General features: G+C 37.3%; 19 protein-coding genes and 1 other annotated feature. Of the genes, 1 reads left to right on the forward strand and 18 read right to left on the reverse strand.

Translation table 11 applies throughout. From position 1 onward, the window contains the following. Positions 1 to 130 precede the first annotated feature (130 nt). From QNH17_RS16390 to pruA, 17 genes are all read right to left on the reverse strand, one after another. Positions 131 to 1,471 carry a hypothetical protein gene (locus tag QNH17_RS16390; RefSeq protein ID WP_283873582.1) on the reverse strand — a complete coding sequence of 447 codons (1,341 nt, stop codon included), beginning with the start codon at positions 1,469 to 1,471 and terminating at the stop codon, positions 131 to 133. An 873-nt stretch (positions 1,472 to 2,344) separates the two neighbouring features. Beyond that, entirely contained in the window at positions 2,345 to 3,232 is an 888-nt protein-coding gene (locus QNH17_RS16395; protein WP_283873583.1) for a hypothetical protein, read from the reverse strand. A gap of 327 nt (positions 3,233 to 3,559) precedes the next feature. Next, on the reverse strand, positions 3,560 to 3,739 hold the full coding sequence (locus tag QNH17_RS16400; protein ID WP_283873584.1) for a helix-turn-helix domain-containing protein: 180 nt from the start codon (positions 3,737 to 3,739) through the stop codon (positions 3,560 to 3,562). A gap of 1,000 nt (positions 3,740 to 4,739) precedes the next feature. After that, positions 4,740 to 5,651 (reverse strand): tyrosine-type recombinase/integrase, encoded by a 912-nt coding sequence (locus tag QNH17_RS16405; protein WP_283873585.1) that lies wholly within the window; start codon positions 5,649 to 5,651, stop codon positions 4,740 to 4,742. 146 nt (positions 5,652 to 5,797) lie between these two features. Further along, the gene (locus QNH17_RS16410; RefSeq protein WP_283873586.1) at positions 5,798 to 6,517 is read right to left on the reverse strand and encodes a YebC/PmpR family DNA-binding transcriptional regulator; all 720 of its coding nucleotides are present in this window, start codon (positions 6,515 to 6,517) and stop codon (positions 5,798 to 5,800) included. 177 nt (positions 6,518 to 6,694) lie between these two features. Next, a complete protein-coding gene (ilvA, locus tag QNH17_RS16415) occupies positions 6,695 to 7,960 on the reverse strand; it encodes a threonine ammonia-lyase IlvA (RefSeq protein WP_283873587.1) in 1,266 nt (421 codons plus the stop codon). Positions 7,961 to 8,049: 89 nt separating this feature from the next. Continuing rightward, positions 8,050 to 8,293 (reverse strand) — a binding site (T-box leader). Between the two features lie 123 nt (positions 8,294 to 8,416). Further along, positions 8,417 to 10,015 (reverse strand): amidohydrolase, encoded by a 1,599-nt coding sequence (locus QNH17_RS16420; RefSeq protein WP_283873588.1) that lies wholly within the window; start codon positions 10,013 to 10,015, stop codon positions 8,417 to 8,419. A 155-nt stretch (positions 10,016 to 10,170) separates the two neighbouring features. Further along, complete coding sequence (locus QNH17_RS16425; protein ID WP_283873589.1) at positions 10,171 to 11,790, reverse strand: amidohydrolase; 1,620 nt, start codon at positions 11,788 to 11,790, stop codon at positions 10,171 to 10,173. Positions 11,791 to 11,852: 62 nt separating this feature from the next. Then, entirely contained in the window at positions 11,853 to 13,172 is a 1,320-nt protein-coding gene (gene brnQ, locus QNH17_RS16430) for a branched-chain amino acid transport system II carrier protein (protein ID WP_283873590.1), read from the reverse strand. A 121-nt stretch (positions 13,173 to 13,293) separates the two neighbouring features. After that, the gene (locus tag QNH17_RS16435; protein WP_283873591.1) at positions 13,294 to 13,998 is read right to left on the reverse strand and encodes an amino acid ABC transporter permease; all 705 of its coding nucleotides are present in this window, start codon (positions 13,996 to 13,998) and stop codon (positions 13,294 to 13,296) included. 55 nt (positions 13,999 to 14,053) lie between these two features. Further along, a complete protein-coding gene (locus tag QNH17_RS16440; protein ID WP_283873592.1) occupies positions 14,054 to 14,848 on the reverse strand; it encodes a transporter substrate-binding domain-containing protein in 795 nt (264 codons plus the stop codon). Between the two features lie 16 nt (positions 14,849 to 14,864). Further along, entirely contained in the window at positions 14,865 to 15,590 is a 726-nt protein-coding gene (locus QNH17_RS16445; protein WP_283873593.1) for an amino acid ABC transporter ATP-binding protein, read from the reverse strand. A 321-nt stretch (positions 15,591 to 15,911) separates the two neighbouring features. Continuing rightward, a complete protein-coding gene (locus tag QNH17_RS16450) occupies positions 15,912 to 17,282 on the reverse strand; it encodes a sigma-54 interaction domain-containing protein (RefSeq protein WP_283873594.1) in 1,371 nt (456 codons plus the stop codon). A 137-nt stretch (positions 17,283 to 17,419) separates the two neighbouring features. Further along, positions 17,420 to 17,674 carry a biotin/lipoyl attachment domain-containing protein gene (locus QNH17_RS16455; protein WP_283873595.1) on the reverse strand — a complete coding sequence of 85 codons (255 nt, stop codon included), beginning with the start codon at positions 17,672 to 17,674 and terminating at the stop codon, positions 17,420 to 17,422. 90 nt (positions 17,675 to 17,764) lie between these two features. Further along, the gene (locus QNH17_RS16460; protein ID WP_349632589.1) at positions 17,765 to 19,030 is read right to left on the reverse strand and encodes a Glu/Leu/Phe/Val family dehydrogenase; all 1,266 of its coding nucleotides are present in this window, start codon (positions 19,028 to 19,030) and stop codon (positions 17,765 to 17,767) included. 259 nt (positions 19,031 to 19,289) lie between these two features. Beyond that, positions 19,290 to 20,495, reverse strand: coding sequence for an ornithine--oxo-acid transaminase (locus tag QNH17_RS16465; RefSeq protein WP_283873596.1), 1,206 nt, complete (start codon positions 20,493 to 20,495; stop codon positions 19,290 to 19,292). Positions 20,496 to 20,567: 72 nt separating this feature from the next. Next, entirely contained in the window at positions 20,568 to 22,112 is a 1,545-nt protein-coding gene (gene pruA / locus QNH17_RS16470; protein ID WP_283873597.1) for an L-glutamate gamma-semialdehyde dehydrogenase, read from the reverse strand. Between the two features lie 307 nt (positions 22,113 to 22,419). Between pruA and QNH17_RS16475 the strand changes: the two genes are divergently transcribed. Next, positions 22,420 to 22,932, forward strand: coding sequence for a gamma carbonic anhydrase family protein (locus tag QNH17_RS16475; protein ID WP_283873598.1), 513 nt, complete (start codon positions 22,420 to 22,422; stop codon positions 22,930 to 22,932). Between the two features lie 56 nt (positions 22,933 to 22,988). On the opposite strand, the gene QNH17_RS16480 is transcribed toward QNH17_RS16475, so the two are convergent. Continuing rightward, a complete protein-coding gene (locus tag QNH17_RS16480; RefSeq protein WP_283873599.1) occupies positions 22,989 to 24,317 on the reverse strand; it encodes an MDR family MFS transporter in 1,329 nt (442 codons plus the stop codon). Positions 24,318 to 24,467: the final 150 nt, after the last annotated feature.

Raw genomic sequence — 24,467 nt, forward strand, 5'->3', positions numbered from 1 at the left:
AACCGTCTATCATTACCAAGAAAAATACCATGTTTTAATAAATACATTCTGGTAATGCATAATCTAAAGGTTTGTTTTTAATCCATCCACCTTAATTGTACTGAGTTATAATCTGCGGTTCGTTATTCTGTTATATTCCCGCACTTTTCAGAATTTGAGCTATCTTCTCGTATGTGTCTAATGTATATAGTATTTCTAATAATGGAATCCCTAATTTATTTGCATACTCTTTCTTTAATCTATCATGTATCTGTTGTTGCTTAAACTTTTCTTCACCACCAAAATAATCAATAGCTTGATAATGTTGTTGTCCTTGACATTCAATCAGATAATATGGCTCATTATCCTTATATACTATAAAATCGTATGATAAAGATTTATTACCTGTTCCAGTTAAATCATCAAACCTTTTTTGACATTCATAGTCAATACCATTTTGATACTCTTTTTCGCCGAAATATCTGACAACTTCTTTTTCAAGTCGTGAATACTTCCAACATCCACATGATTGTATTTTACTTCTTAACAAATGATTATTCATAACAGTTGTTAAATTCCCACAATCACATTTGCACAAGAATCTTACAAGACCTGTATTAGAGTTTTTAGCACGTTTAATAACAGTTAGTTTTCCAAATTTACGCCCTGTCAAATCAACATAATGTGTATCACTTGCAACTTCATCTTGATAACACCCACATGATTTTGTATGACCTGTTTTAAGACCACTTGTACTAACAACTGTTTCATTGCCACAATCACACTTACAAAGCCAATGCAACTTATTCCATTTAGATGTACCCTGTTCTACTACTATAAGTTTACCAAAACGTTGACCTACCAAATTTTCAAAATTAGTAGTTCCTGCAATATCTTTGTGCAAACACCCACATGATTTTGTTACACCATACTTCAAATTTCGTCCTGAAGTGATTTTTTCATTGCCACAATCACATTTGCATCTAAACTGTGTATATCCGTTTTTATCATCTAGTTTTTTAATAACAATTAATCTGTCAAAGCGTTGTCCTGTAAAATCAGTTCTTATCCCTTTGACTTTTCTATTATCCAATAGATGAACTTTTAGACCACATTTTTTTCCACAAGATTTGGTCTTGCCTGTTGTTACATTAGACAAATAACATTCCACTTCATTGCCACAATCACAGCGAAATAACCATCTTGTTAAGGTGTTTTTGTTTTCTATTTTCTTTACACCAACAAGATTACCAAATCTTTCTCCTGTAACATCTCGGCTAATTTTTTTTCTACCATCAATTCTAGCACAGCCACAAGAGAGAGTATGCTCTCTAGTTAAATTAAGTGCTAAAACATCTGTTTCATTGCCACAATCACATTTGCAATGCCAAACAACACGTTTGTTTCCATTTTTAGAAATATGGTCTTCCGTTCGATATATAACTGTTAGTTTGCCATATTTTTCACCTGTTAAATCTTGAAGCTTTGCCATTTTAGCACTTCCATTTCTTGAAAGCTTCCCAGTATTGAAATATTTCCAAAGTCGATCACAATTCTTTCCTCATAAATAAAATACCCCTTTGTTTTCCGTTTCCCAAATCAAATCTTACTAATATTATATAATACATTATATTCGAACCAATTTCTGTAAATAAAGTGTTAAAAGAGAAAGGTACTTTGGGATGTGTGATATTATACTAGTCTGCCAGTTAGTTGAAGAAGAAAAAAGTAACAGTAATCTTTAGCATTTTTATCTTATTATTCTTATCGTGACCCTATCGTCACAAGTTTAAAAACTCAAAAAAACCGCTCCATTACTAGGTTTTCAGAATTTTTATATCAGTCGTTCATACGGGCGATTGCACGATACAAACCGCTTTATAAAGGGATTTCTTAGGATTTTTTCTTAGTTCTATCGAATAATAACAATTTCAAACAGGAGCAAGTGTTCTGTGAAAAAAAATAATGCTACATTGTTTACATAATCAAGAATCTCCTTAGTAATATATAAAAAGTAAGGCACCTGGACGCTGCGGGTGAGATAAAATATTCACTTTGCTTTAGGAATTTATGTTTCAATTGTCTGAGTACATCTGTTATATTGCTTAAGAATCGTTTCTAGTTATCTTCTAATTCTTCATACTAAGTGATAAATTAATCAACCACGCAGATATTCCATTGTAATTCCCAATTAATTTAATCGGTTTTTTAAATGTAATTTTATAAGTTTTCTTACAACAGGTTTATCGAATGTTTGACAAGGAGAGGAACTTTTCTTTACTATATGGGAGTGGACTTTAAGCTTATGTATGCTGTTATGTAGTTAAAACAATATGTGATTGACTTTTTTCAACTGAATATTTGATTAAGATGAAATACGTTCATTTGCTAATTCAAAAAGGTTTAATAAAGTGTGGTCTGGTGCAATACTATTCATCCAAACTAATTTAGGATTAACAGTTACTTTTGCAACCTTCCCTACTTTACTAACCATAAACACATATTCTTTTCCAACTTTAATAGTTAATGCACGTCTTACAAAATTTTTCTTACCCATTGAATCCGTAATTCCTAATAGTTCTGCAACTTCTTGTGGTAAATATAGATCATCTACTGAGTAAGTCGGCTTATCAACTGTCTTACATAATTCATTAGAAAATTTATTGACATAAGGCAATAACCTGAATACTGTTGCAAGTTGTTTAGGTTTATTTGTTTCATACAACTCTTGCATTGTTTGATCATAAGTCTTATAACAGTGTTTAATTTTGTTACCATATATTTCTGGTCTACCTTTGAAACTCAATTTAGTATCCCATTTCAATTTACCATCAACTTCAGCAATGATTTCAGTTTCAATTAATTTTTTATAGAAGTCATTAAATCTATTATCTTTAGTGGTAATCTTGACGTATTTACTTATTAATTTCTTATTCATTGGGATTTTATTCTTTGTGATAAGATAACCATCAAAACCTACAAAACTACCAAGATACATAATTGCAACTCTTTCAGTATCATTAAATAATTCATTAGAAAATAATTCATTAATTCTTTCACGTAATGTTAATGTATAGTATTTGCCAAGTGATTCATTAAACTTTTGTAATTCAGCACCTTCCTCTGTAGACCTTCTATGAGCATCAACACTTCTCAAATTAATCAATTTGTAATTATTCATTACATCAGCAGAAACCAACATTCCAGCTTCAATTTCACCAGTTTTAACATTCGCATACAAATTGTTTTTCATTATCATTTCTCCTTTACTTATTTGATTATCAAAGAACAAAAGCATAAGGGTTCCACCCTCAGTTTCCGAAATGCAGGAAACTTCACCCGTCACCTTCCTAAAGTCAGGTGGATTATATTTTTTTTGTTTAATTATTTATTAATTAAATTTTATAATTGTGACTATTACAGTTAAGTGTATATATTTAGATATAGAAGGACGAAATTAGTAAAAAAACGCTGTATCCCTTGAGCCTGTAAGGACGAAGGGGCTTTTTTTATTTAATTTCAAATGACACCTTTATGTATGATTTTTAATTCCAAATGACACCTTTTTATGTAGTTAAGATTATTTAGCATCAATAAATTCTTTGTACATATCCACTTTATCTGGTGACATACTTCTTTTACCTAATTCGAAATAACTGATCATTGCTTGTGTGCAGCCAATGTATTTTGCAATGTCAATGTGCTTAATCTTTTTACGTCTACGAATAAGAAGGTATTGTTCTCTCATTTCTTCATTCATCTGAATCACCACCCTTAATTTGTTTTATATATAACTAAAAAAATAATTAATGTATCTACTTATATCTTATGTAACAAACGTAATATCGTCCACTTAAAAACACGAACATTATTTAATTTATCTTTCTAATCGTTTGCCTTTTCCTGTTATTTTCTTTCGTAATGCATAGAAACATTGATGTAGATACGTTTTTTTGCGAACAAGTGTGATTTTTTGGGACTTTTTTTACCCTTCCCATATGTCGAGTGTCAAAAGCCTTATGTATCAAGGGTTCAGAGCATTTTAAAATGGTAACAATTTTTAAAATGGATGGGGTATAAATTCGAATTTAAACATGCGATTTCAAAAAATCCCCTTTGTAGGTGATTAACGAATTCTGCAAAGCATTGATATAGCAACACGTGTTAATAAAATTCAATAACTTAAGTTTTTTGAAAGGACGTTATCAGACTTCCATATCATTGATTCACGTTGATTTAAGTAAATCTGATACAAATACACCACAAAACGATTTACACTATCCAGTGGAACGAATACGAATGTTAGTGAACGTTTTAAGAGGTTTCATTAATAAAAACCGAATGTTGGTTAAAATAAACAACAATAATGTTCGTATTTTACTCCTTTCTATATTGTAGCGATTTATTTCGATTTAGCAAATACGAAAAAAAGAGCCGCTAAATGTGATTAGCAGCTTCATCAATTATTAGCCTTCCTTTCAGCCCAAAATGATTCAATTTCAATCTGCTGTGAATATACATATAGCAAATAAATACCAATTGAATTTTTATACAACATGTTGTATTATTATAAATAACTTTTCTAGTATTTGAGAAGTTACTACATGCATTAGGAGTCCACAAAAGGGACTCCTTTTGTATTTTTATAAAATTACTACATTATCACCCGATTGAATTTCATAATTGAATTGGAAAACGGCTAGAGGGTCTGGAGCTGCAACTCAAGGCTCTCTTTTTATTTCTCCTTTAATTCCTCCCTCTTATAAGTTTGAAAGTGGACTAGTTGATTTGGATAATTCTACGATATTTTCATCGTTTAAAGATTGTAAATATCTAGTTGTGATTATCGTGCTTTCATGCCCTAACAGCCTACTTAAACTATAGACATCTAAGCCTAACCTCAATTGTTTTTGTGCATAATAATGCCTTACTGTATGAGGGCTGCACCGAATAATAGGTCTTACTTTTGCTTTCTTCCCTGCTTCTTTTACTACATTTTCAACAGCACCCACGGTTAGTGCTTTCCCATTTCTTGATAAAAAGTAGTTGCTTTCAATCATAGCTTTGTCCTTAAAATATTGAATCTTGATTCGTTCGTATTTAATAATGTACTTCTTCAATAAAGGACTAATATACAAATGTCGCTCCTTATTTCCTTTGCCGTGTATTTTTATTACTGTCTCCATGACATCTAGATGAGTAAGGCTACATAATTCAAGATTTCTAATCCCCAAATCCACCAAAAACATTATGATAAGTTTATTTCTCATCTCTAAATAATTCGTATTGTTATAGACATTTATCATTCGCTTAATCTCTAGATCATCAAATGTCTTTATAATAACTTTTGGTTCACGCATAAACTTAACTGAAAGCATAGGATTTCTTTTTTCAGCAATATAACCCTCGTCCACCATAAATCTAAAAAATGAACGCATACACTTTTGAACGGTATTAATATATAACTCTTTTAACCCTTTGTTTTTTAAGTACATGAGATATGCTTTTATTTGTTTAGTTGAAACTTCTTCTACTTCTTCAATTTTAAATTCATTTTTTAAATAAGTAATAAATGCTTTGTTGTTATTTTTATAACCTTTTATGGTTCGTGGACTATAATTTTTTATTTCCAAATCGTATAGAAATTCTTTATAAATATCATCTAAATCCATACAAAAAAACCCACCCTTGTTATGAATTTTTCATACAAAAGTGAGTTTAAAGTTTGTCACAACATTTTACAGCTGTTTTTTGTAAGTATATCACAATTCATAAATTCTAGGTGTTCAAAAAACGTTGTACAGGTCTGCTTTATTGTTTATTCACCTAAGTCAACATTGTGATACACTTGTTGAACGTCTTCTAAGTCTTCTAATACATCAATCATTTTCTCGAATTTAGCTTGTGCGTCTTCTGGAAGTGTTACTTCATTTTGCGGAAGCATGGTTAATTCCGCCACCGTAAATTCTGAAACCCCTGCGTTTTTAAAGGCTTCTTGAACCGCATGGAACTGTTCTGGATCAGCGTAGACAATCACAGAATCCTCTTCTTCAATAATGTCTCGTACATCGACATCAGCTTCCATTAGTAATTCAAGCACATCTTCCTCGTTTTTACCTTCAACACCGATAACCGCCGTTGCATCGAACATATAAGCTACAGAGCCGCTTACGCCCATGTTCCCGCCGTTTTTACCAAATGCAGCACGTACATCTGATGCGGTACGGTTGACGTTATTGGTTAAGGCATCAACGATAACCATTGATCCATTTGGTCCGAATCCTTCATAACGAAGTTCAGAGTAGCTTTCCTCTGATCCGCCTTTTGCTTTTTCAATCGCACGGTCAATAATGTGTCTTGGTACATTATATGTTTTAGCACGCTCGAGCACGAATTTTAATGCCTGATTGGATTCAGGATTAGGTTCGCCCCGTCTTGCTGCTACATAAATTTCAACTCCAAATTTAGCGTAAATACGGCTAGTATTTGCATCTTTTGAAGCTTTCTTTTCTTTAATATTGTTCCACTTACGTCCCATTCTGAACACTCTCTTTCCACTTTTGAATCTCTATCATTGACAAATAATATTATACCTTAATTGCATCATTTGTTAAGAGTCTATTAAGCAAAATCGTGTAAGAAGTTGATTTAAGTCCCATTTAAACGACAAAAAGAGGTCGAACCGTCTTATTCGACCTCTATAAATAGTATGGAACTATACCAACATTTGAAACAGAGTACTATCCTTATTGACTTCACGATATAAAAATCCTTTTGCTTTAATGCGTTCGATCAATGGAGAATAATCTCCTTTATCCTTTAATTCAATCCCTACCAAAGCAGGACCTGTTTCACGATTATTCTTTTTCGTATATTCAAAATGGCTAATATCATCGTTTGGACCAAGAACATCTAGTAAAAATTCTCGTAAGGCACCTGGACGCTGCGGGAAATTGACAATAAAATAATGCTGCAATCCTTCATAGATTTTAGAGCGCTCTTTAATTTCCTGCATTCGGCCAATATCATTGTTTCCACCACTGACGATGCAGACCACCGTCTTGCCCTTAATTTCTTCGGCATACATATCCAAGGCTGCCACTGAAAGGGCTCCAGTTGGTTCGACAACGATGGCATTTTCATTGTATAAAGATAGTAGTGTCGTGCATACCTTACCTTCTGGAACGACGAGAATATCGTCTACAATCTCCTTACAAATGTTATAGGTTAACGTACCTACCGTCTTTACCGCTGCCCCATCCACGAATGGATCGATTTCTTTTAATGAGGTCACTTCCCCTTTTAAAAAGGATTCCTTCATGCCAGGGGCTCCTTGTGGTTCCACACCAATTAATAGAGTTTGTGGAGAATAGTGTCTTAGGTATGTACCGACTCCTGACAGTAGCCCTCCACCGCCAATCGCGGCAAACAGATAATCGATTTTTTCTGGGCAATCATTGAGTAATTCGACGGCAACTGTACCTTGACCAGCAATCACGTCAGGATCATCAAATGGATGGATAAAGGTACGATTTTCTTCTTGACTGCATTCCATTGCTTTTTCATAGGCATCATCAAAGGTATCTCCAACCAAAACAATCTCAACATCTTCTTTGCCCCAAAATTTCACTTGGTTTACCTTTTGCTTTGGTGTAGTACTTGGCATAAAGATTTTCCCATGGATATTTAAGAGATGACAAGAATAAGCAACCCCCTGTGCATGGTTACCGGCACTTGCACAGATAATTCCATTCTTTAACTCATCCTGATTGAGTTTTTTAATCCGATTATATGCCCCGCGGATTTTAAAGGAACGAACGCTTTGCAAATCCTCTCGTTTTAAGTAGACATGGCAGCCATATCGTTCTGATAACAAGTGATTGTATTGCAGGGGAGTTGGTGCAATTTCATCCTTAATGTTATGGCTGGCAATAATAATATCCTCCACATTAAACACTTTCTTATCAACTTGCTGATTCATCTTACTTTCCCTCCTAGTTTTTTGCATCCATAAAGAAAATTTAATAAGTTCCACTACTATTTTTAAACACAAAAAACTCGTCCCCATTGTATAGGGACGAGTGAACTCGCGATACCACCCTACTTCCGCAGCAACCAACACTACGGCTCTCGATCAACGTACCACACGGGTACGTGTTCCATTGTAACGGCGGACATTCCGGTCTAGCTTACGTAAAGTTTCAGCTACACATCTCCGAGATGATCTTCGAATAGGTCCTGACATCGACTTTCAGCAACTGTCGACTCTCTGTAGAACAAGGGCTTACTCTACTCTTCTCATCATTGATTCATCTTCAATTTTTTATAAGGTTACCACTGAAAAAATACCCTGTCAATATTTTTTGACTATTTTAATTATTTTGTTAATTATAAAGCGCTTACATCTTTTGAAGCCACTTTTAACTCTGTTATTACCTTATTTTTTATATTTGATTTCGCCATCGATAATCGTCATTTCAATCTCAGTGTTGAGTAATTCGTCGGGATGATCCATCGTAAATAGATTGTTAGAATAAACCGAGAAATCGGCGAACTTTCCTCTTGATATGGAGCCCTTATGATTTTCTTCATTTGTGGCGTATGCGCCTCCAACCGTAAATAATTTAACGGCTTCTTGCATGGAGAGTTTCTCTTTCGCATTCCATCCCTCATGAGTATCCCCAGGCGTTCTACGGGTTACGGCAGCATGTATACCAAGTAATGGATCGACCGGTTCAATGGGTGCATCGGACCCTCCAGCACACAACACGCCTGAAGAGAGTAATGTTTTCCATGCATATAAATATTGCTCGCGCTTCTCTCCGACTCTTTCTAGCACCCATGGGTAGTCCCCAACCACAAATCTAGGTTGAATATCAGCAATTCGACTTTGGTCTCTCAAGCGCTGAATTAAATCTTCACGAACTAATGACGTGTGAATGATTCGATCACGGTATTTTACTCTTGGGAATTGATCAAGGATATCAAGAATATTTTCCAGCGCCATGTCGCCAATGGTATGAACAGCCAGTGGCATGGAGTGTGCGCGGATCTCTTTAATCACTTGATACAGGGTTTCTTGGTCATACATGGCGTCACCATACTGGCCGGGTTGATCGTTGTATGGCTCCGACAGCAGGGCCGTTCTTCTTCCAAAAGCCCCATCAGCAAAAATTTTAATTGCCCCGATTTGTAATTTCTCATTTCCAAAGCCGGCAAACATCCCTCTTTCTTTCAATTGATCAAGATAGGGATAATCAATGAGCAGGTTACAACGTAAACCTTGGCCTTCATGGTTAATTAATTCGTCATACATTTTATAGGTTGAATCCAGACCGCCTAAATAAGCAGGATCGTTAGTATGTACACTTGTTAATCCCTTTTTGACCGCAAATTGCATCGCTAACTTCAAACCATCCTTCAACTCTTGATAGGTTCTCTCTGGTATGTATTTTGTGATCAGTTGGGATGCTGATTCGAGCAGTAATCCTGTTGGTTTTTTAGTCTTAGTATCAAGAATAACTGTTCCTCCAGTTGGGACTGGGTTTGATTGATGATACTGACTCATTTCCAAAGCCTTGCTATTTACTAAAAAGGCATGGTGACAGATCCGCTTTAGATAAACTGGACAGTGTGGCGCCGCGTGGTCTAAATCTTCAATTGTCGGAATGTTTCCCTCTGTAAATAGATTTTCATCCCAGCCCATTCCAATCAACCATTGACCGGGGGCAACGGTGTTAGCCTTTTCTCTAATTTTATCTAGCATTTCCCTTTTTGTTTTCACTCCGGTTAAATTTAAATCTAAAAAGTTGAATGCCACACCTGAAAGATGCAAGTGGCTGTCGATTAATCCAGGCGTTACCATTTTTCCTTGTAAATCGACGATATTTGAACCGGTTCTGCCCCATTGTAAGATCATTTCTTGGTGTGATCCAGTATCTAGAATTCTCCCATTCTCCACCACTACTGCTTCTACGATCGGCTGTCCGGCGTCAAACGTGTAGATGGCTCCATTTGTAAAAATTGTTTTTGTCATTTTAGGCCTCCCTACTTGAAATAACTTTTTCTTCTATTATAATCAGTATGCCGACAGCAAGATAGACTATTTAATGTTAGTCCTAAACTGTCGGCTAATCAGTACAGGATTTTGATCTAATAATTATGATGAAACATGCAAACCCAATATTTTAGTTATCTTATTGCTAAGTTTTCATTTATATAGACTAAGTTACCACCCATAAATGTCTCGATAACCTGAATCTCATCTATCTTTTCCTGATCTAGTTCAAAGATATCTTGATCGAGTATGATGAAATCTGCATGGTATCCTGGTGCCAACTGTCCCACCTTCGGAATGCGGGTAATTTCTTGAGCCGACCTAGTATAAAGGATAATGGCTGTTTCTAAATCTACTTTTTGTTCTTGGCCTGTGTCCGTCCCGTCATACGCCAAGCGTGTCACAGCCGCTTTTATTCCTACAAATGGATTCACTGGGTCGGCCCAGGCTGTTGCAGGAGCATCAGACGAAAAAGAAACTTTGATTCCTGCTTCTAACATCGACTTTACTGGATAAGTCTTTTTTGTCCGCCCAGCACCCAGGTTATTATGGTAGCTTTCAATTTCTGCAAACAAGAAGATTGGCTGGGTAACAAAAGCAATTCCTGTTTCCGCTGCACGTTGTAATGCTTGTAGTGTTGGCATCGCCGCATGTTCAATCCTGATGGAAGGGGCATCTGTAAGCCAGCCCTTTTTTCCATAAAAAGTGTCCACGATGAAATCAATCGCCTGTTCGCCCATGGCATGGACAACTAACTGAAGTTTGTTTTGTTTTGCTGCCTCTCCTGCTGCCAATAATTCTTCCTTGGTGGTCATTTGAATCCCATAATTCTCCTCATCCCCTAAGAAAGGGGGATTTACCCATGCAGTTTGGCCGGATACACTTCCATCTGTGAACAACTTAACCCCACCAATATGGATTTGGTTTTCCAGGTCCGTTTTTTCTTTTTCCAACATCGGATGCTTCTTTAAATCCTCCCAAATATAGTAGAGTGCCGAACGCTGCTTTAAGCCTTTTTTGACGGCAGCATTATACATTTCCAAATAATCAGTTGGTTCTGTTCTGCCCATTGCATCTGTTATCGCAGTAATTCCATGTGCGAGCAGCACATCACTTAGCTCAGCAAGTAATTCAGCGTTTTCTTCAATAGTTTTGACCGGCATGATTCGAGTGACAAGGTCCTTGGCATTTTCGCGTAAAATCCCCGTAGGCTCACCGTCTTTATCCCTGTCAATCTGGCCACCTGGCACGTCAGGTGTTTCTTTAGTAATTCCTGCTAAATCAAGTGCTTTGCTGTTTACCACAACAATATGTGCACATGTACGTGTGATAATAACAGGAACATCTGCAGCAGCTTGATCTAAATCCCACCTTGTAGGTGATCGTCTTTCTAATAATTTTCCTTCATCATATCCCCAGCCTTCGACCCACCGATCTTTACCTTGGGCCCCGCGCAAACTTCGGACTTGTTTAATTAAGTCTTCAATGGAATACACTAGTGGTGGGGTGCAAGCAATTTGTTTGGCCGCATTCGCTAGATATAATGGGTGCAAATGGGCATCTATTAATCCAGGCAGTACTCTTTGTCCTTGTAAATCAACAAAGTCTCCATCTATTTTTCTTAAATCTGCTTGGCAGCCAATCCATGCTACCTTTCCATCACGTACCACCATTGCATCAGCATATGGCTTTTCCTGGTTAGCAGTAAAAATTTTTCCATTTATATAGGTACACTGTTTAATCTCATTGTTCATAATATTTCTACTTCCCTTCTATTAATCTCTCAAGTTGTTATGATTCAACAATGTAATAGTTTTTAAGCGCTTAAATCAAGTTCTGTTTCCTGTTTTCTAGCCATGGTCCTTTGTAGCAGTGCACCGCCGATAAAACCGATGATTGCGGGGAGAATCCAGGCGAACCCTTTGCTGCTAAACGGTATCATTGTTATGAAATTATTCGCAAACTTTACATCTAATCCGTAGGCTCCTAACGTTTCAAATAAGCTGACGGAAATCGTTAATAGGACTGCCCCCTTATATGCCCAAGCATTTGGGATATATTTACGAAATACACCAAGGAAAACGATTACAATAGATACCGGATAAAGTCCTAAGAAAAGTGGAAGTGCAAAGTTAATAATTTTTTCAACACCTAGAAGTCCGACCGAAACACCCGAAATACAAATGAAAAGAACCCAAATTCGATAGCTTACTTTATTTTTAGTCAGATGACTAAGGAAATCTGCAATGGATGCCGTAATCCCAATTGCAGTTGTAAGGCAGGCCAGGGTGACAGCGACAGCCAAGAAAATCGTCCCGTAATTTCCTAGTAAGCGGTCCACTAAACTAGTTAATAGAGTTGTGCTCTCAATATCTTTTGGAAATTGACCAGCACCAGTTGCACCAATGTAAAGTAAACCTCCGTATACAACTAATAAACCCACACCTGCGATAATCGTTCCGTTTATGGTAACCTTTCTAACGTTAGCCTGATCCTTGTAGCCCTTATTAATTACGGCTCCGATAAATACGGATGCACAAAGGAGACCTGTAAAAAGGTCACCCGTCTGATAGGCACCTGTAAATGCGTTAGAAAAAGAGTTTGGAAGTTTTGTAGCGATTGGTGTGCCAATTGGATCGAATGTTCCCTTAGAGACGATGAATAATAAAATCACTAATAAAGCTGGTGTTAGCACTTTTCCTACTTTATCAATCATATTGGATCGATCATTTGCAAAATAATAATTAAGCGCAAAAAAGATAATCATCGTACCAAATGCCGGAAAATGCGGAAACAATGTATGAACGCCTATTTCATGGGTGGTAGCAGCTGTTCGAGGGACGGTCACCACCATCGCAATGCATAACATACAGAGACTATTGTATACTTTATAAAACCAAGGACTAATGGGGTTTGTTAAGACTTCAAATTTCCCTTCAGCATTTAAAACAGCAATAAGTCCGAGTAAAGGCAGGATTATTCCTGTAAGTGCAAAACCTGCCAGAGCGTTTGGCCAATCCGACCCGGAAACAAACCCGATGGATGGTGGGAAAATTAAATTCCCAGCCCCAAAAAATACGGCGAAAAAGGCAAACCCAAAAATGAGACTGTCACGGTAAATCTTGTTTGTTTTCATACGATATCCTCCTTTTATGACTGAAATCGGTAACAATTAATGGGATTTAAACAACCGTGCATTCCTTGATTAGAATTAATGAATAATTGCACGGTTATATTACTTGCAATTTTTGTGAAATCTATTGTTCTATTACACTTGTCGAATTGGAACCCACATAACGATTGGTTTTTCCGTTTTTCTTAGTGTTTGTGCTGTATTTGGCTTCCAATTTACTAAAGATATAAGTAAATATGCCAACAAGAATAAGATAAAACATTCCGGTAACCATGTATGTTTCTAAAGGTTGATAGTTTGCACCTGCAATAGACATCGTTGCACCCCATAAATCAGTCATACCGATATAGGCTACCAGAGCAGATTCCTTTAGCAGAAGAATAAATTGATTCCCTAGAGACGGTATTGCCCGTTTAAAGGCTTGCGGTAGTATAATTCTCCTCATCGCTAATTTGTACGACATTCCAAGCGAGCGTGCGGCTTCCATTTGGCCATTATCGATTGATTGAATAGCACCGCGGAAGATCTCCGATATATAGGCCCCATTGTGAATCGATAATGCAATAACCCCTGCCCAAAATTGCGGGAGAGTAAGGATTGACGAGATTCCAAAATAGAGAATACAGATTTGGACAATCATCGGCGTTCCCCGAACGATAATCAAATATCCTTGTGAAATTAGGCTTAGAATTTTAAGATTAGAGAGGCTAAAAAAAGCAAATAAAAGACCGATGATACTACCTAAAATAAGAGAACTAACGGTTACTTTCATTGTTATTAATAATGCATCAAATAATGAGCTATAGTTTGATAGAAAGATATCTAGCATGTCAAACCCCCATCCAGTCAACAATTTAATTATTATAAATTTGATTTAACCAGCATTATTTACCTGTATCCATTAGATAATAGCCAAACCACTTTTTACTGATTTTTTCATACGTTCCATCGGCAATAATTTCATCCAAGGCTTGGTTAATTTTTTTAGTGAGCTCCGGATCTTCTTTATTGGTTGCGATCGCTTGATTATCTATTTGGAGTAATTCATCCACCGGCTTTATTTTTAGGTCACCTTGTGTAACCCCAACTCTACCAAAAATATCATCACAGATAACCGCATCTACTCGGCCAGTTGCCAAGTCCATCAACGCGGTCATATCCCCTTGAGAATAAACCATGACTTTATCTTGATCGGTTAACTCTCTTGCAAGCTTTTCATAAATAGTCGCGGGAGTAACGCCAATTTTTTTACCTTTTAAGTCTGCTTTCGACTTAATTTCATTATTGTTTGCACTAACAAAGATTCTTGAGCCTGATTTGTAGTAAGGATTCGTAAAATCAACCGCTTTTAAACGCTCTTCTGTAACTGTCATACTTCCAAGGATGGCATCAAATTTTTGGTCTCTAAGACCTTGAATAATGGTCTCAAATGGAAAGGTAATGGCCTTTGGTTTCATATCCATTTTCTTGGCCAAAGCTTCTCCAATTTCAACATCGAATCCCGTAAGTTTCCCATCTTCTTTATAATTGAAAGGCTTAAATAATCCACTCATGGCATAAACAAATTCTCTTTGTTTTTTCTCGGCAGTATTAGTTTCCTTCGTTGAACCACACCCTGCAAGAACAATGGAAACTATTAAAATAGCTATAATTAAACTTGAAATCGTTTTCTTTTTCATTTTTATTCCCCCTAATTTATTTTAAAATACTATTTAAAAACTGTTTTGTTCGTTCGTTTTGTGGGTGATCAAAGAAGGTATTTGGATGTTCCTGTTCCAAAATTTGTCCGTCATGCATGAACGCTACTCGATCTGCCACTTCACGGGCAAAGCCCATCTCATGGGTTACGACCACCATCGTCATCCCATCATTGGCTAATTGCTTCATAACCTGCAGCACCTCACCAACTAACTCAGGATCGAGCGCAGAAGTTGGTTCATCAAAGAGCATAATCTTCGGCTTCATGGCAAGTGCTCTGGCAATTGCGACCCTTTGCTTCTGACCGCCTGACAAACGATCAGGATAGACATCTGCTTTATCCCGTAATCCTACTTTTTCTAGTAATTCGAAAGCGTGCTGCATTGCCTCATCCACTTTTCTCTTTTTGACAAAAATGGGTGCTTCCAAAATATTTTCCAGGACGGTTTTATGAGGAAATAAATTAAAGTGTTGAAAAACCATTCCAACCTCTTCACGAATTTTATTGAGATTCGTTTTGTCGGGGATTATTTTTTCCCCTTGAATCCGAATCTCACCTTCGTCATACACTTCTAAAAAATTCAGGCAGCGAAGTAATGTACTTTTTCCTGACCCACTCGCCCCAATTAAGACTACTACTTCTTTCTCATGAACAGTTAAATCTACACCTTTTAAAACGGTTAAGGCACCAAAGGATTTTACAATTCTTTTAATCTGAATCATTAATGGCTTCCCCCTTTCTACTAAACTATGTACTGTGTTATTCTTTCTTATTTTTATATCGCAAGTTTCGTGCCAATTCATACAATGTATTAACTAATTAGATAGTTGCAACTTAAATTTTGTATTATATCTGCCATAAAGCCTACTCTGCCTTTCATTTCTAATCTATTTTTATCTCTCGAATCTTCTGAAAACAATATTCTTACCAATAGGCTAACGTTGTAAAAAATTTTACACATTAGTAAAAATATTTTTACTATGAACCTGTAAAATAAAAAAGCGGCTATAGATTTTGAGCAATCCATAGCCGCTACATGTTATTTATGCTAATTGATACTTGTCTATTTTATATTTTAATAATTGTTTAGAAAGTCCTAAGCGTTTAGCAGCCTCGGTTAATTTTCCGTTTGTGTTGGTTAATTCCTTCAAAATCATCTTCTTTTCATAGTTTTCAACCGCTTCTTTTAAAGAATGAAAATCGGTATCCTCACTTTCACTTAACGTGGATTGTTGATATTCCCTCATTCTTTTAGGTATGTCTTCCATTGTGATTTGATCGGTAGAGGCATTATTGTACGCCGTTTCCACCGCATTTTTCAGCTCCCTAATATTCCCGGGCCAAGAGTAGCGTTTGAAACAATCAATCACCTCTGGCTGGCAGCCTTCGATATAAATATTCATATTATTGTTATAAAAATCGATAAAATATTCGAGCAGCTTTACTATATCTTCCTTCCGCTCTGTTAAAGTAGGCAAGTCGATCTGGATCACTCCTAAGCGATAAAAAAGATCCTCTCTTAACCGTTTCTCAGCAACAAGAACATCTGGATCTTCATTGGTTGCTGAAATCACACGAATATCGACACGAATATTTTTATCACCACCAATTCTTCTGATTACTTTTTCCTCAATTGCCTTTAAAAGTTTGACTTGCAAGTAAAAATCTAAGGAATTGATTTCATCTAAAAATAAGGTGCCTCCTTCTGCCTGTTCGAATAGTCCCTGCATGGCGACCGCACCGGTAAAGCTGCCTTTCACTGTTCCGAACAAGGTACTTTCCAGTAGATTAGGAGGAACTGCACCACAGTTGAGTGAGATAAAAGGTCCACCATAACGCTCGCTCAAATTATGGATTGACTGTGCTACCATTTCTTTTCCAGTTCCTGTTTTACCATTGATCAATACGGTGGAGTTTGTCTTCGAGATCTTCTTAATTTTATTTTTAATAGCCTCCATCTTTGGATTTACGGAAATAACGTCATCAATGGTGTAAATGGTATTGTTTCGCCGATAGACCTTATGACTTGCAAATTTGTCCAAAGAATGGATGTTTTCTTTCGTATAAAAGTGTTTGGAGAATTCAATCGCGCCGATAATTTTATCATTATTTATAATTGGATAGGTTGAATTGATGGTAACTAAAGGATTTCCATTTTTTATGACTAGCTCTTGTTTTACATTACAAACCGCTTTACCATTTTTTAAAACGTTCATGATTGTACTATTTTCATGTGATAGGTTCTTATAAAGTGAAGTAACATGCTTTCCCATGAATTCTTCAGGTCTAAGACCAATTTCTTTCAGGACATTTAAGTCCGCCAGATCATTAAAGATAATAATTCCATGTTCATCTACCACTAACACATTATCAAAATCCGTTAATTGCTGAAAATCCTTTAAATTAATATTCAAGATTCGACCTCCTAACGTGGAACTCTTCAAGTATACAGGAAAACAAATGCAAAGAAAATTTATGTAAAATGAGCAAAAAATGCAAAAGAACTCTTTCCGAATAATCGAAAAGAGTTCTTTAAAGTATTTCAACTACTTTAATCAGATCCTGTAATTATCAAATCATCTTGGATAGTTGCTAGGACGGTTTGTGTGTTTACTTCTTGACCCTCTTTGACAGATAAAGAGGTGATATGCCCGCTGATCCCGATTGAAATCTCTTCCATTCTACCGTTCTGGGTCCTAATTAAAAACAATTTCTCCCACTCATATACATGATTATTTTCCTCGGTATAAACAGTTTCTACAGTACCAGAACATGGACTGAAAATAACTTCTTCCGTTACTGACAAATTTCTTCACTCCTTTTTAGATTCTTACAGTCATTGAATAGATCAAGATTTCTCCGTCCAAACGTTAGGAGATTCTTCTTATAATTTATTTTATACCCAGCCTCTGAAACGAGACGCTTCAGCAACTTTTCTGATGCCAACCATGTATGCAGCTAAACGCATGTCTACTTGATGTGTTTTAGCTGTTTGATAGATATTTTCAAAAGAATCAATCATTACTTTTTTTAGTTTTTCATCTACTTCTTCTTCGGTCCAATAATAACCTTGATTATTTTGTACCCATTCAAAATAAGAGACAGTTACTCCGCCCGCGCTTGCAAGGATGTCTGGTACAAGGATGACACCACGTTCAGTAAGTATTTTTGTTGCTTCAAGTGTTGTTGGTCCATTCGCAGCTTCAACAACAATAGGTGCCTTAATATTGGAAGCATTTTTGGCAGTAATTTGGTTTGAAATGGCTGCCGGAACAAGAATATCACAATCTAATTCTAGTAGTTCTTGGTTGGTAATGGTATTTTTAAATAGTTTAGAGAAGGTACCGAAGCTATCCCTTCGATCAAGCAAGTAATTAATATCCAATCCATTTGGATCGTAAATAGCACCATATACATCGGAAACGGCAACTACCTTCGCCCCAGAATCATGCATAAACTTTGCCAAGTAACTTCCGGCATTTCCAAAGCCTTGAATGACAACGCGCGCTCCTTGAAGTTCCTTACCAATTTTCTTTAATGCTTCTTCAATACAAATCGTTACACCGCGTGCAGTGGCTGTTTCACGACCTTGCGATCCGCCGAGGACGATTGGTTTCCCAGTAATAAATCCTGGTGAATCGAATTCACGTAAGCGGCTGTACTCATCCATCATCCATGCCATGATTTGGGAATTTGTATAAACATCGGGTGCAGGAATGTCTTTAGATGGGCCAACGATTTGGCTAATCGCCCGGACATAGCCGCGGCTTAAGCCTTCAAGCTCTCTAAAAGACATGTTACGCGGATCACAGATGATTCCGCCTTTCCCGCCGCCATACGGAAGATTGGTAATTCCGCACTTTAGGCTCATCCAAATGGACAATGCTTTTACTTCTTCTTCATCCACTTCCGGATGGAAACGGACGCCGCCTTTAGTTGGACCAACTGCGTCATTATGCTGGGAACGATAGCCTGTAAATATTTTGACAGAACCATCATCCATTTTTACTGGTATGCGGACAGTTAATAAACGGATTGGTTCTTTTAATAATTCATACATTTCATTGTTATAACCTAATTTTGTTAATGCCTGTTGGATGATGGTTTGAGTTGAATTAAATAGATTTAAAGATTCTTGTTCTTCTTGTTGTTGTTTTTCCATTTCAGTAACCATTGGTTTCACTGACATACCTGACACCCCGTCGTATAGTAGATTATTAGCTTTATATGAAAAGACTCTGTAAACTTGGCTGTTGATTTCCGCTTCAGGCACGAGCGGTTCGCGGGCGGTCCGAGGAGCCTCCTTGTAGCTGCGCTCCTGCGGGGTCTCCCCTGCCACGTCCTCCCGCAGGAGTCTTCGTGCCTTCCGCTCCAATCAACTTGCTATAAAATCAACAATTTCCTTTAACATAGTTATAAAATTAACTTAATACTGTTTTGATTTTTTCAAAGGCCCAATCGATTTCTTCCGTTGTAATGGTAAGTGGTGGTGCGAAACGAATCACTGTGTCATGGGTTTCTTTACATAATAAACCTGCTTCTTTTAATTGCTCACAATATGGTCTTGCGGCTTCTGTAAGTTCAACCCCGATAAATAACCCTTTGCCTCTGACAGATTTGATTTTTGGATTGGTAATGGACTGTAATTTTTCAAAGAAGTATTTGCCTAATTCTAGCGAGCGTTCCGCTAGTTTTTCTTCCTCAATCACTTCCAAAGCAGCAAGTGACACCGCGCAGGCTAATGGGTTTCCTCCGAATGTTGACCCGTGGGAACCTGGATTAAATACGCCCAATACGTCAGAATTAGCCACGACACAGGAAATTGGGAATACCCCGCCTCCTAATGCTTTACCTAAGATCAACATATCAGGATTTACGTCTTCCCAATCACAGGCAAACATTTTACCTGTCCGCGCTAAGCCCACTTGAATTTCATCAGCAATGAACAATACATTGTTTTCCTTACATAGATCTGATGCCGCTTTCAAAAATCCTTCTGGTGGTAAGATAATCCCTGCTTCACCTTGAATTGGCTCTATTAAAAATGCAGCAGTGTTTGGTGTGATGGCGGCTTTCAATGCTTCAAGATCACCATAAGGAATTAAATTGATTCCTGGAAGCATTGGTCCAAAACCGCGCTTATATTCCGGGTCTGATGATAAAGAAACTGCTCCCATCGTCCGGCCATGGAAATTTCCTACACAGGCAATTATTTCTGCTTGGTTTTCTGCGATTCCTTTTACATCATAACCCCAGCGACGCGCTGCTTTAAGTGCTGTTTCAACCGCTTCTGCACCAGTATTCATTGGGAGGGCCATGTTTTTATTAGTTAATTGACAAATTTTTTCATACCATGGTCCGAGTTGATCATTATGAAAAGCTCGAGAAGTTAGGGTGACCTTATCTGCTTGGTCTTTTAATGCTTGAATGATTTTTGGGTGACGATGTCCTTGGTTAACCGCTGAATAGGCACTTAACATGTCCATGTAACGGTTTCCTTCTGGACTTTCCACCCAAACACCCTCCGCCTTCGCGATAACGATTGGCAGTGGATGATAGTTATTAGCACCGAATTTATGTGTTTGTTCAATAATTTGATTCGTTTTAGTAGTTTCTGAGACTGTCATTATAGTTCCTCCTCTAATTTCCTCGGGTAGGTTAAGTTCCCGAACCCACCCAAGGGATCTTTGATGTAGTTTTTAAAGTGTTTCAGATGTGGTTTTAGCTTGCATATGAAGCAGTAAATATTCTGGACCGCCTGCTTTCGAATCCGTTCCAGACATATTGAAACCTCCAAATGGCTGGTATCCAACAATTGCACCTGTACAAGTACGGTTAAAATATAGATTCCCGACGTGGAATTCTTCGCGTGCGCGTTCAATATGCTCGCGATTATTCGAAATCAATGCACCCGTTAAACCATAGTCCGTATTATTTGCAATGGTCATCATATGGTCAAAGTCACGTGCTTTACTAATACCAAGAACTGGTCCGAAAATTTCTTCTTGCATAAGGCGTGCGTTTTCATCTAAATCAGCGAAGATCGTCGGCTGGATGAAGTACCCTTTTGAATCATCGCCTTCGCCGCCCGTCATAAGTCGGCCTTCTTGCTTTCCTACTTCCATATAGTTCATAATTTTTTTGAACGATTTTCCATCAATAACAGGTCCCATATAAGTATTGGCCTCTTCAGGATTTCCAAGAGTAAGTGTTCTTGTTAATGCAACAACTTTCTCAAGCACGACATCATAGACATCCTGATGAATAACTGCACGAGAACCGGCCGAACATTTTTGGCCAGAAAAACCGAAAGCGGAATAGACAATGCTTGAAGCAGCTAAATCTAAATCTGCATCGTTATCAACAACCACTGTGTCCTTACCGCCCATTTCAGCTATCACTCGTTTGATCCATTTTTGCCCTGGATGTACCTTCGCTGCCCGTTCATTAATACGGCATCCTACTTCACGTGAACCAGTAAAGGATACAAAGCGTGTTTTTGGATGATCAACGAGGTAATCGCCAATTTGTGCTCCGCTACCTGGCACAAAGTTTAACACTCCTTTTGGAAGACCTGCTTCCTCCATCAACTCGACAAATTTTGCTGCAACTACTGGTGTGGAGTTTGCTGGTTTAAGAAGAACAGTATTCCCCGAAACAATTGCTGCAATGGTTGTTCCAGCCATAATCGCTAATGGGAAGTTGAACGGTGAAATAATAATCCCTACACCTAGTGGGATATAGTGATACTGGTTAAATTCCCCAGTTCGGCTATTTACCGGTGAGCCTTCTTTCAATTTAAGCATTTGACGACCGTAATACTCGATAAAGTCGATCGCTTCGGCAGTATCTGCATCAGCTTCTTTCCATGGCTTTCCAGCTTCCTTCACAAGATAAGCTGAAAACTCGTGTTTTCTACGGCGCAAAATGGCGGCTGCTTTGAATAAAATATTGGCACGATGTTCTGGTCTCCACTTTTTCCACGTTTCAAATGTTGTTAATGCGGCATGCATCGCCTTCTCTGCTAATTCCTGGTCTGCCATTGACACTCGACCAATGATTTCTTCTTTATTTGCTGGATTAATAGATATAATTTTTTCCTCAGTTGTAATCTGTTCTCCACCGATGACTACCGGATAATCCTTGCCAAGCTGTGTTTGTACAAAGGTGAGTGCATCTTGAAATGCTTGTTTATTTTTTTCATCTTCGAAGTTAGTAAATGGTTCATGTGAATATGTTTTCAATGGTTGTTCCCCCTTGTCGTTTGCTACATCAAATAAATATGCAAGTTCTGTGCCAACTTGTATTTTGCATAAATAAAGGGTTTTCATTGCATTAGGTGCAAATTAATTTTGCGCAAAATAAATAATTTATTTCTTTACGCAAAATTTTTTGGCATTTTGAACATTTTTACAATGAAAAAGATGCAAAAAAATCATTTTATAGGAAAGATGTACCAATTTAATGTAATAAAACCCTTTTCACTGTGTATTTCATGGTATATTGAGATTAATAGAAAGATAATTCTGATAGTTAAAAGGAGAGATTGATTTGATTATCCCTTACAAAGGTATTTCCCCTGCTGTCCACGACTCTGTATTTGTAGCGCCTGGTGCTTATTTAATCGGTGATGTAAGAATTGGAAAGGATTCGTCCGTTTGGTTTAATGCGGTGCTACGTGGTGATGACGGCCCGATTATCATCGGTGAACGCTGCAGCATTCAGGATAATTCAACGATTCATTTATTCGAAGGATTTCCGGTTGAAATTGCGGATGATGTGACAATTGGTCATAATGTTATTCTGCATGGCTGTAAAGTGGGCAATCGGTGTATTATTGGAATGGGCTCGACGCTGTTAGACAATGTTGAGGTTGGCGAGGATTGTATTATCGGGGCCAATACGCTTCTTTCTGGTGGAATAAAAATCCCACCTCGTTCACTTGTGCTGGGGTCACCCGGTAGAGTGGTCAGAGAAATCACCCAAAAGGACCTGGACCTGCTCCAGATGTCCAGCGAGCACTACGTCCAAAGAGGTAAAGAGTTTAGAGAGATTCTTAAATAATATAAAGGTGCCTGACACCAACATTTCGTTGGTGTCAGGCACCATAAACTCCAAGGTTATTTACTCTCACTGACAGCGGTTGTTTTTGCTGGTATAGCGAAACTTAGCACAATATTAATTAAACTTAGTACCAGGGCATAGAGGAAGAGGTTTTTCATTCCAATATGGATGTTTACAGCATGATTGATGATTAGCCCCATCGCTGTTACACCAATGGATGTTCCGATGTTTTTTAAAAACATTTGGAGCGAAGTGGACATCCCCTTGATATGGGATTCAGCAAATTCTTGGGAAGCAATGGTTCCTACTGCGAAGATTAAACCAAAAGCAACGCCTTGAATAGTAAGAATAAAAAACAAACTAAAATAGGATAGATCTGTGATGAATAGGTATAATGCTAAGCCTGAAATCGTAGTGACAAAACTTCCGATAATAAATAAATTTTTGTATCCAAAACGTATGATCCACCCACCAGCAGGGGTACTTCCGAATGTCCAGCCAAATGCGATACTTAGCAAAATGAGTCCACTCTTATAAATACTCATCTGACTTCCTTCTTGAAGGTATAATGGAATAAAGTTAGATGTTCCAAAAAAAGCCAAACAATAAACTAGCATATATAAATTCGTCATGAGAATTCCCTTATTCCTAAACAATGATACAGGGAGGAACGGATGGGTTTCTTTTCTCTCTACTAAAACAAAGACGATTAAACCAATGATTCCTAGGATCACCAACCATAGAGAATTTTTTATATTAGTAGATAACAATAATATCGTAATCGAAATCCCAAATAAGAAGAAACCTTTATAGTCAATATGTGTCTTCTTAAATTCCATCTGTTCTTTATAGGGAAGCAAACATAGCACGCTGGCAATACCGATAGGAATATTAATAAAGAAAATCCATCTCCATGTTAATGCTTCAACAAAGAAAGAACCTAGGATAGGTCCAATAATGGATGAAATCGCCCAAATCCCACTAAAAACTGCTTGAATTTTTCCGCGTCTTTCAATCGTAAACAAATCTCCTACGATAATCATGGAAAGTGGAATCATCCCTCCTGCACCTAAACCTTGAATCCCCCTAAATATTATCAGTGTGATCATGGAATTAGCCATCCCACAAAGGATCGAACCAAGAGTAAAAAATCCCACTGAAAACATTAACAGTTTTTTTCGGCCATACATATCTGATAATTTACCGTATAGAGGTACTGTAACCGTACTAGCTAACATATAAACAACAAATATCCAAGCAAAGAACTCCATACCGCCAAGTTGTTTGACAATGGTCGGGCTTGCCGTTTGCATAATATTAGCATCTAATGCTGAAATCAAGGTCGTGATTACTAGACCCCAAAATACATACCTATTCTTTTTCATAACTTCCTCCATAAGCGTTTGACAGCTATTAATTAAAATTCCGTATTCCTTTATTAAACATAACTAAAACAGAAAGCAAAACGATGATCGTACTAAAGGTAACAAGCTTGTATCTGTTTCGTTTGAAATGAACTCACAGTCCCCCTCCTA

Origin of the sequence: Neobacillus sp. SuZ13, assembly GCF_030123365.1 — a bacterium.
In the GTDB taxonomy this organism is placed as follows: Bacteria; Bacillota; Bacilli; order Bacillales; family Cytobacillaceae; genus Neobacillus.

What these genes read in the sequence shown, in the direction of transcription:
- QNH17_RS16405 (WP_283873585.1), bottom strand. Translation starts at nt 5,651, where the DNA reads ATGGATTTAGATGATATTTATAAAGAATTTCTATACGATTTGGAAATA.
- brnQ (WP_283873590.1), bottom strand. Translation starts at nt 13,172, where the DNA reads ATGAAAACAAACAAGATTTACCGTGACAGTCTCATTTTTGGGTTTGCC.
- QNH17_RS16400 (WP_283873584.1), bottom strand. Translation starts at nt 3,739, where the DNA reads ATGAATGAAGAAATGAGAGAACAATACCTTCTTATTCGTAGACGTAAA.
- ilvA (WP_283873587.1), bottom strand. Translation starts at nt 7,960, where the DNA reads ATGAATCAGCAAGTTGATAAGAAAGTGTTTAATGTGGAGGATATTATT.
- QNH17_RS16460 (WP_349632589.1), bottom strand. Translation starts at nt 19,030, where the DNA reads ATGGAAAAACAACAACAAGAAGAACAAGAATCTTTAAATCTATTTAAT.
- QNH17_RS16420 (WP_283873588.1), bottom strand. Translation starts at nt 10,015, where the DNA reads ATGACAAAAACAATTTTTACAAATGGAGCCATCTACACGTTTGACGCC.
- QNH17_RS16440 (WP_283873592.1), bottom strand. Translation starts at nt 14,848, where the DNA reads ATGAAAAAGAAAACGATTTCAAGTTTAATTATAGCTATTTTAATAGTT.
- QNH17_RS16410 (WP_283873586.1), bottom strand. Translation starts at nt 6,517, where the DNA reads ATGGGACGTAAGTGGAACAATATTAAAGAAAAGAAAGCTTCAAAAGAT.
- QNH17_RS16435 (WP_283873591.1), bottom strand. Translation starts at nt 13,998, where the DNA reads ATGCTAGATATCTTTCTATCAAACTATAGCTCATTATTTGATGCATTA.
- QNH17_RS16425 (WP_283873589.1), bottom strand. Translation starts at nt 11,790, where the DNA reads ATGAACAATGAGATTAAACAGTGTACCTATATAAATGGAAAAATTTTT.
- QNH17_RS16480 (WP_283873599.1), bottom strand. Translation starts at nt 24,317, where the DNA reads ATGAAAAAGAATAGGTATGTATTTTGGGGTCTAGTAATCACGACCTTG.
- QNH17_RS16445 (WP_283873593.1), bottom strand. Translation starts at nt 15,590, where the DNA reads ATGATTCAGATTAAAAGAATTGTAAAATCCTTTGGTGCCTTAACCGTT.
- QNH17_RS16390 (WP_283873582.1), bottom strand. Translation starts at nt 1,471, where the DNA reads ATGGCAAAGCTTCAAGATTTAACAGGTGAAAAATATGGCAAACTAACA.
- QNH17_RS16395 (WP_283873583.1), bottom strand. Translation starts at nt 3,232, where the DNA reads ATGAAAAACAATTTGTATGCGAATGTTAAAACTGGTGAAATTGAAGCT.
- QNH17_RS16465 (WP_283873596.1), bottom strand. Translation starts at nt 20,495, where the DNA reads ATGACAGTCTCAGAAACTACTAAAACGAATCAAATTATTGAACAAACA.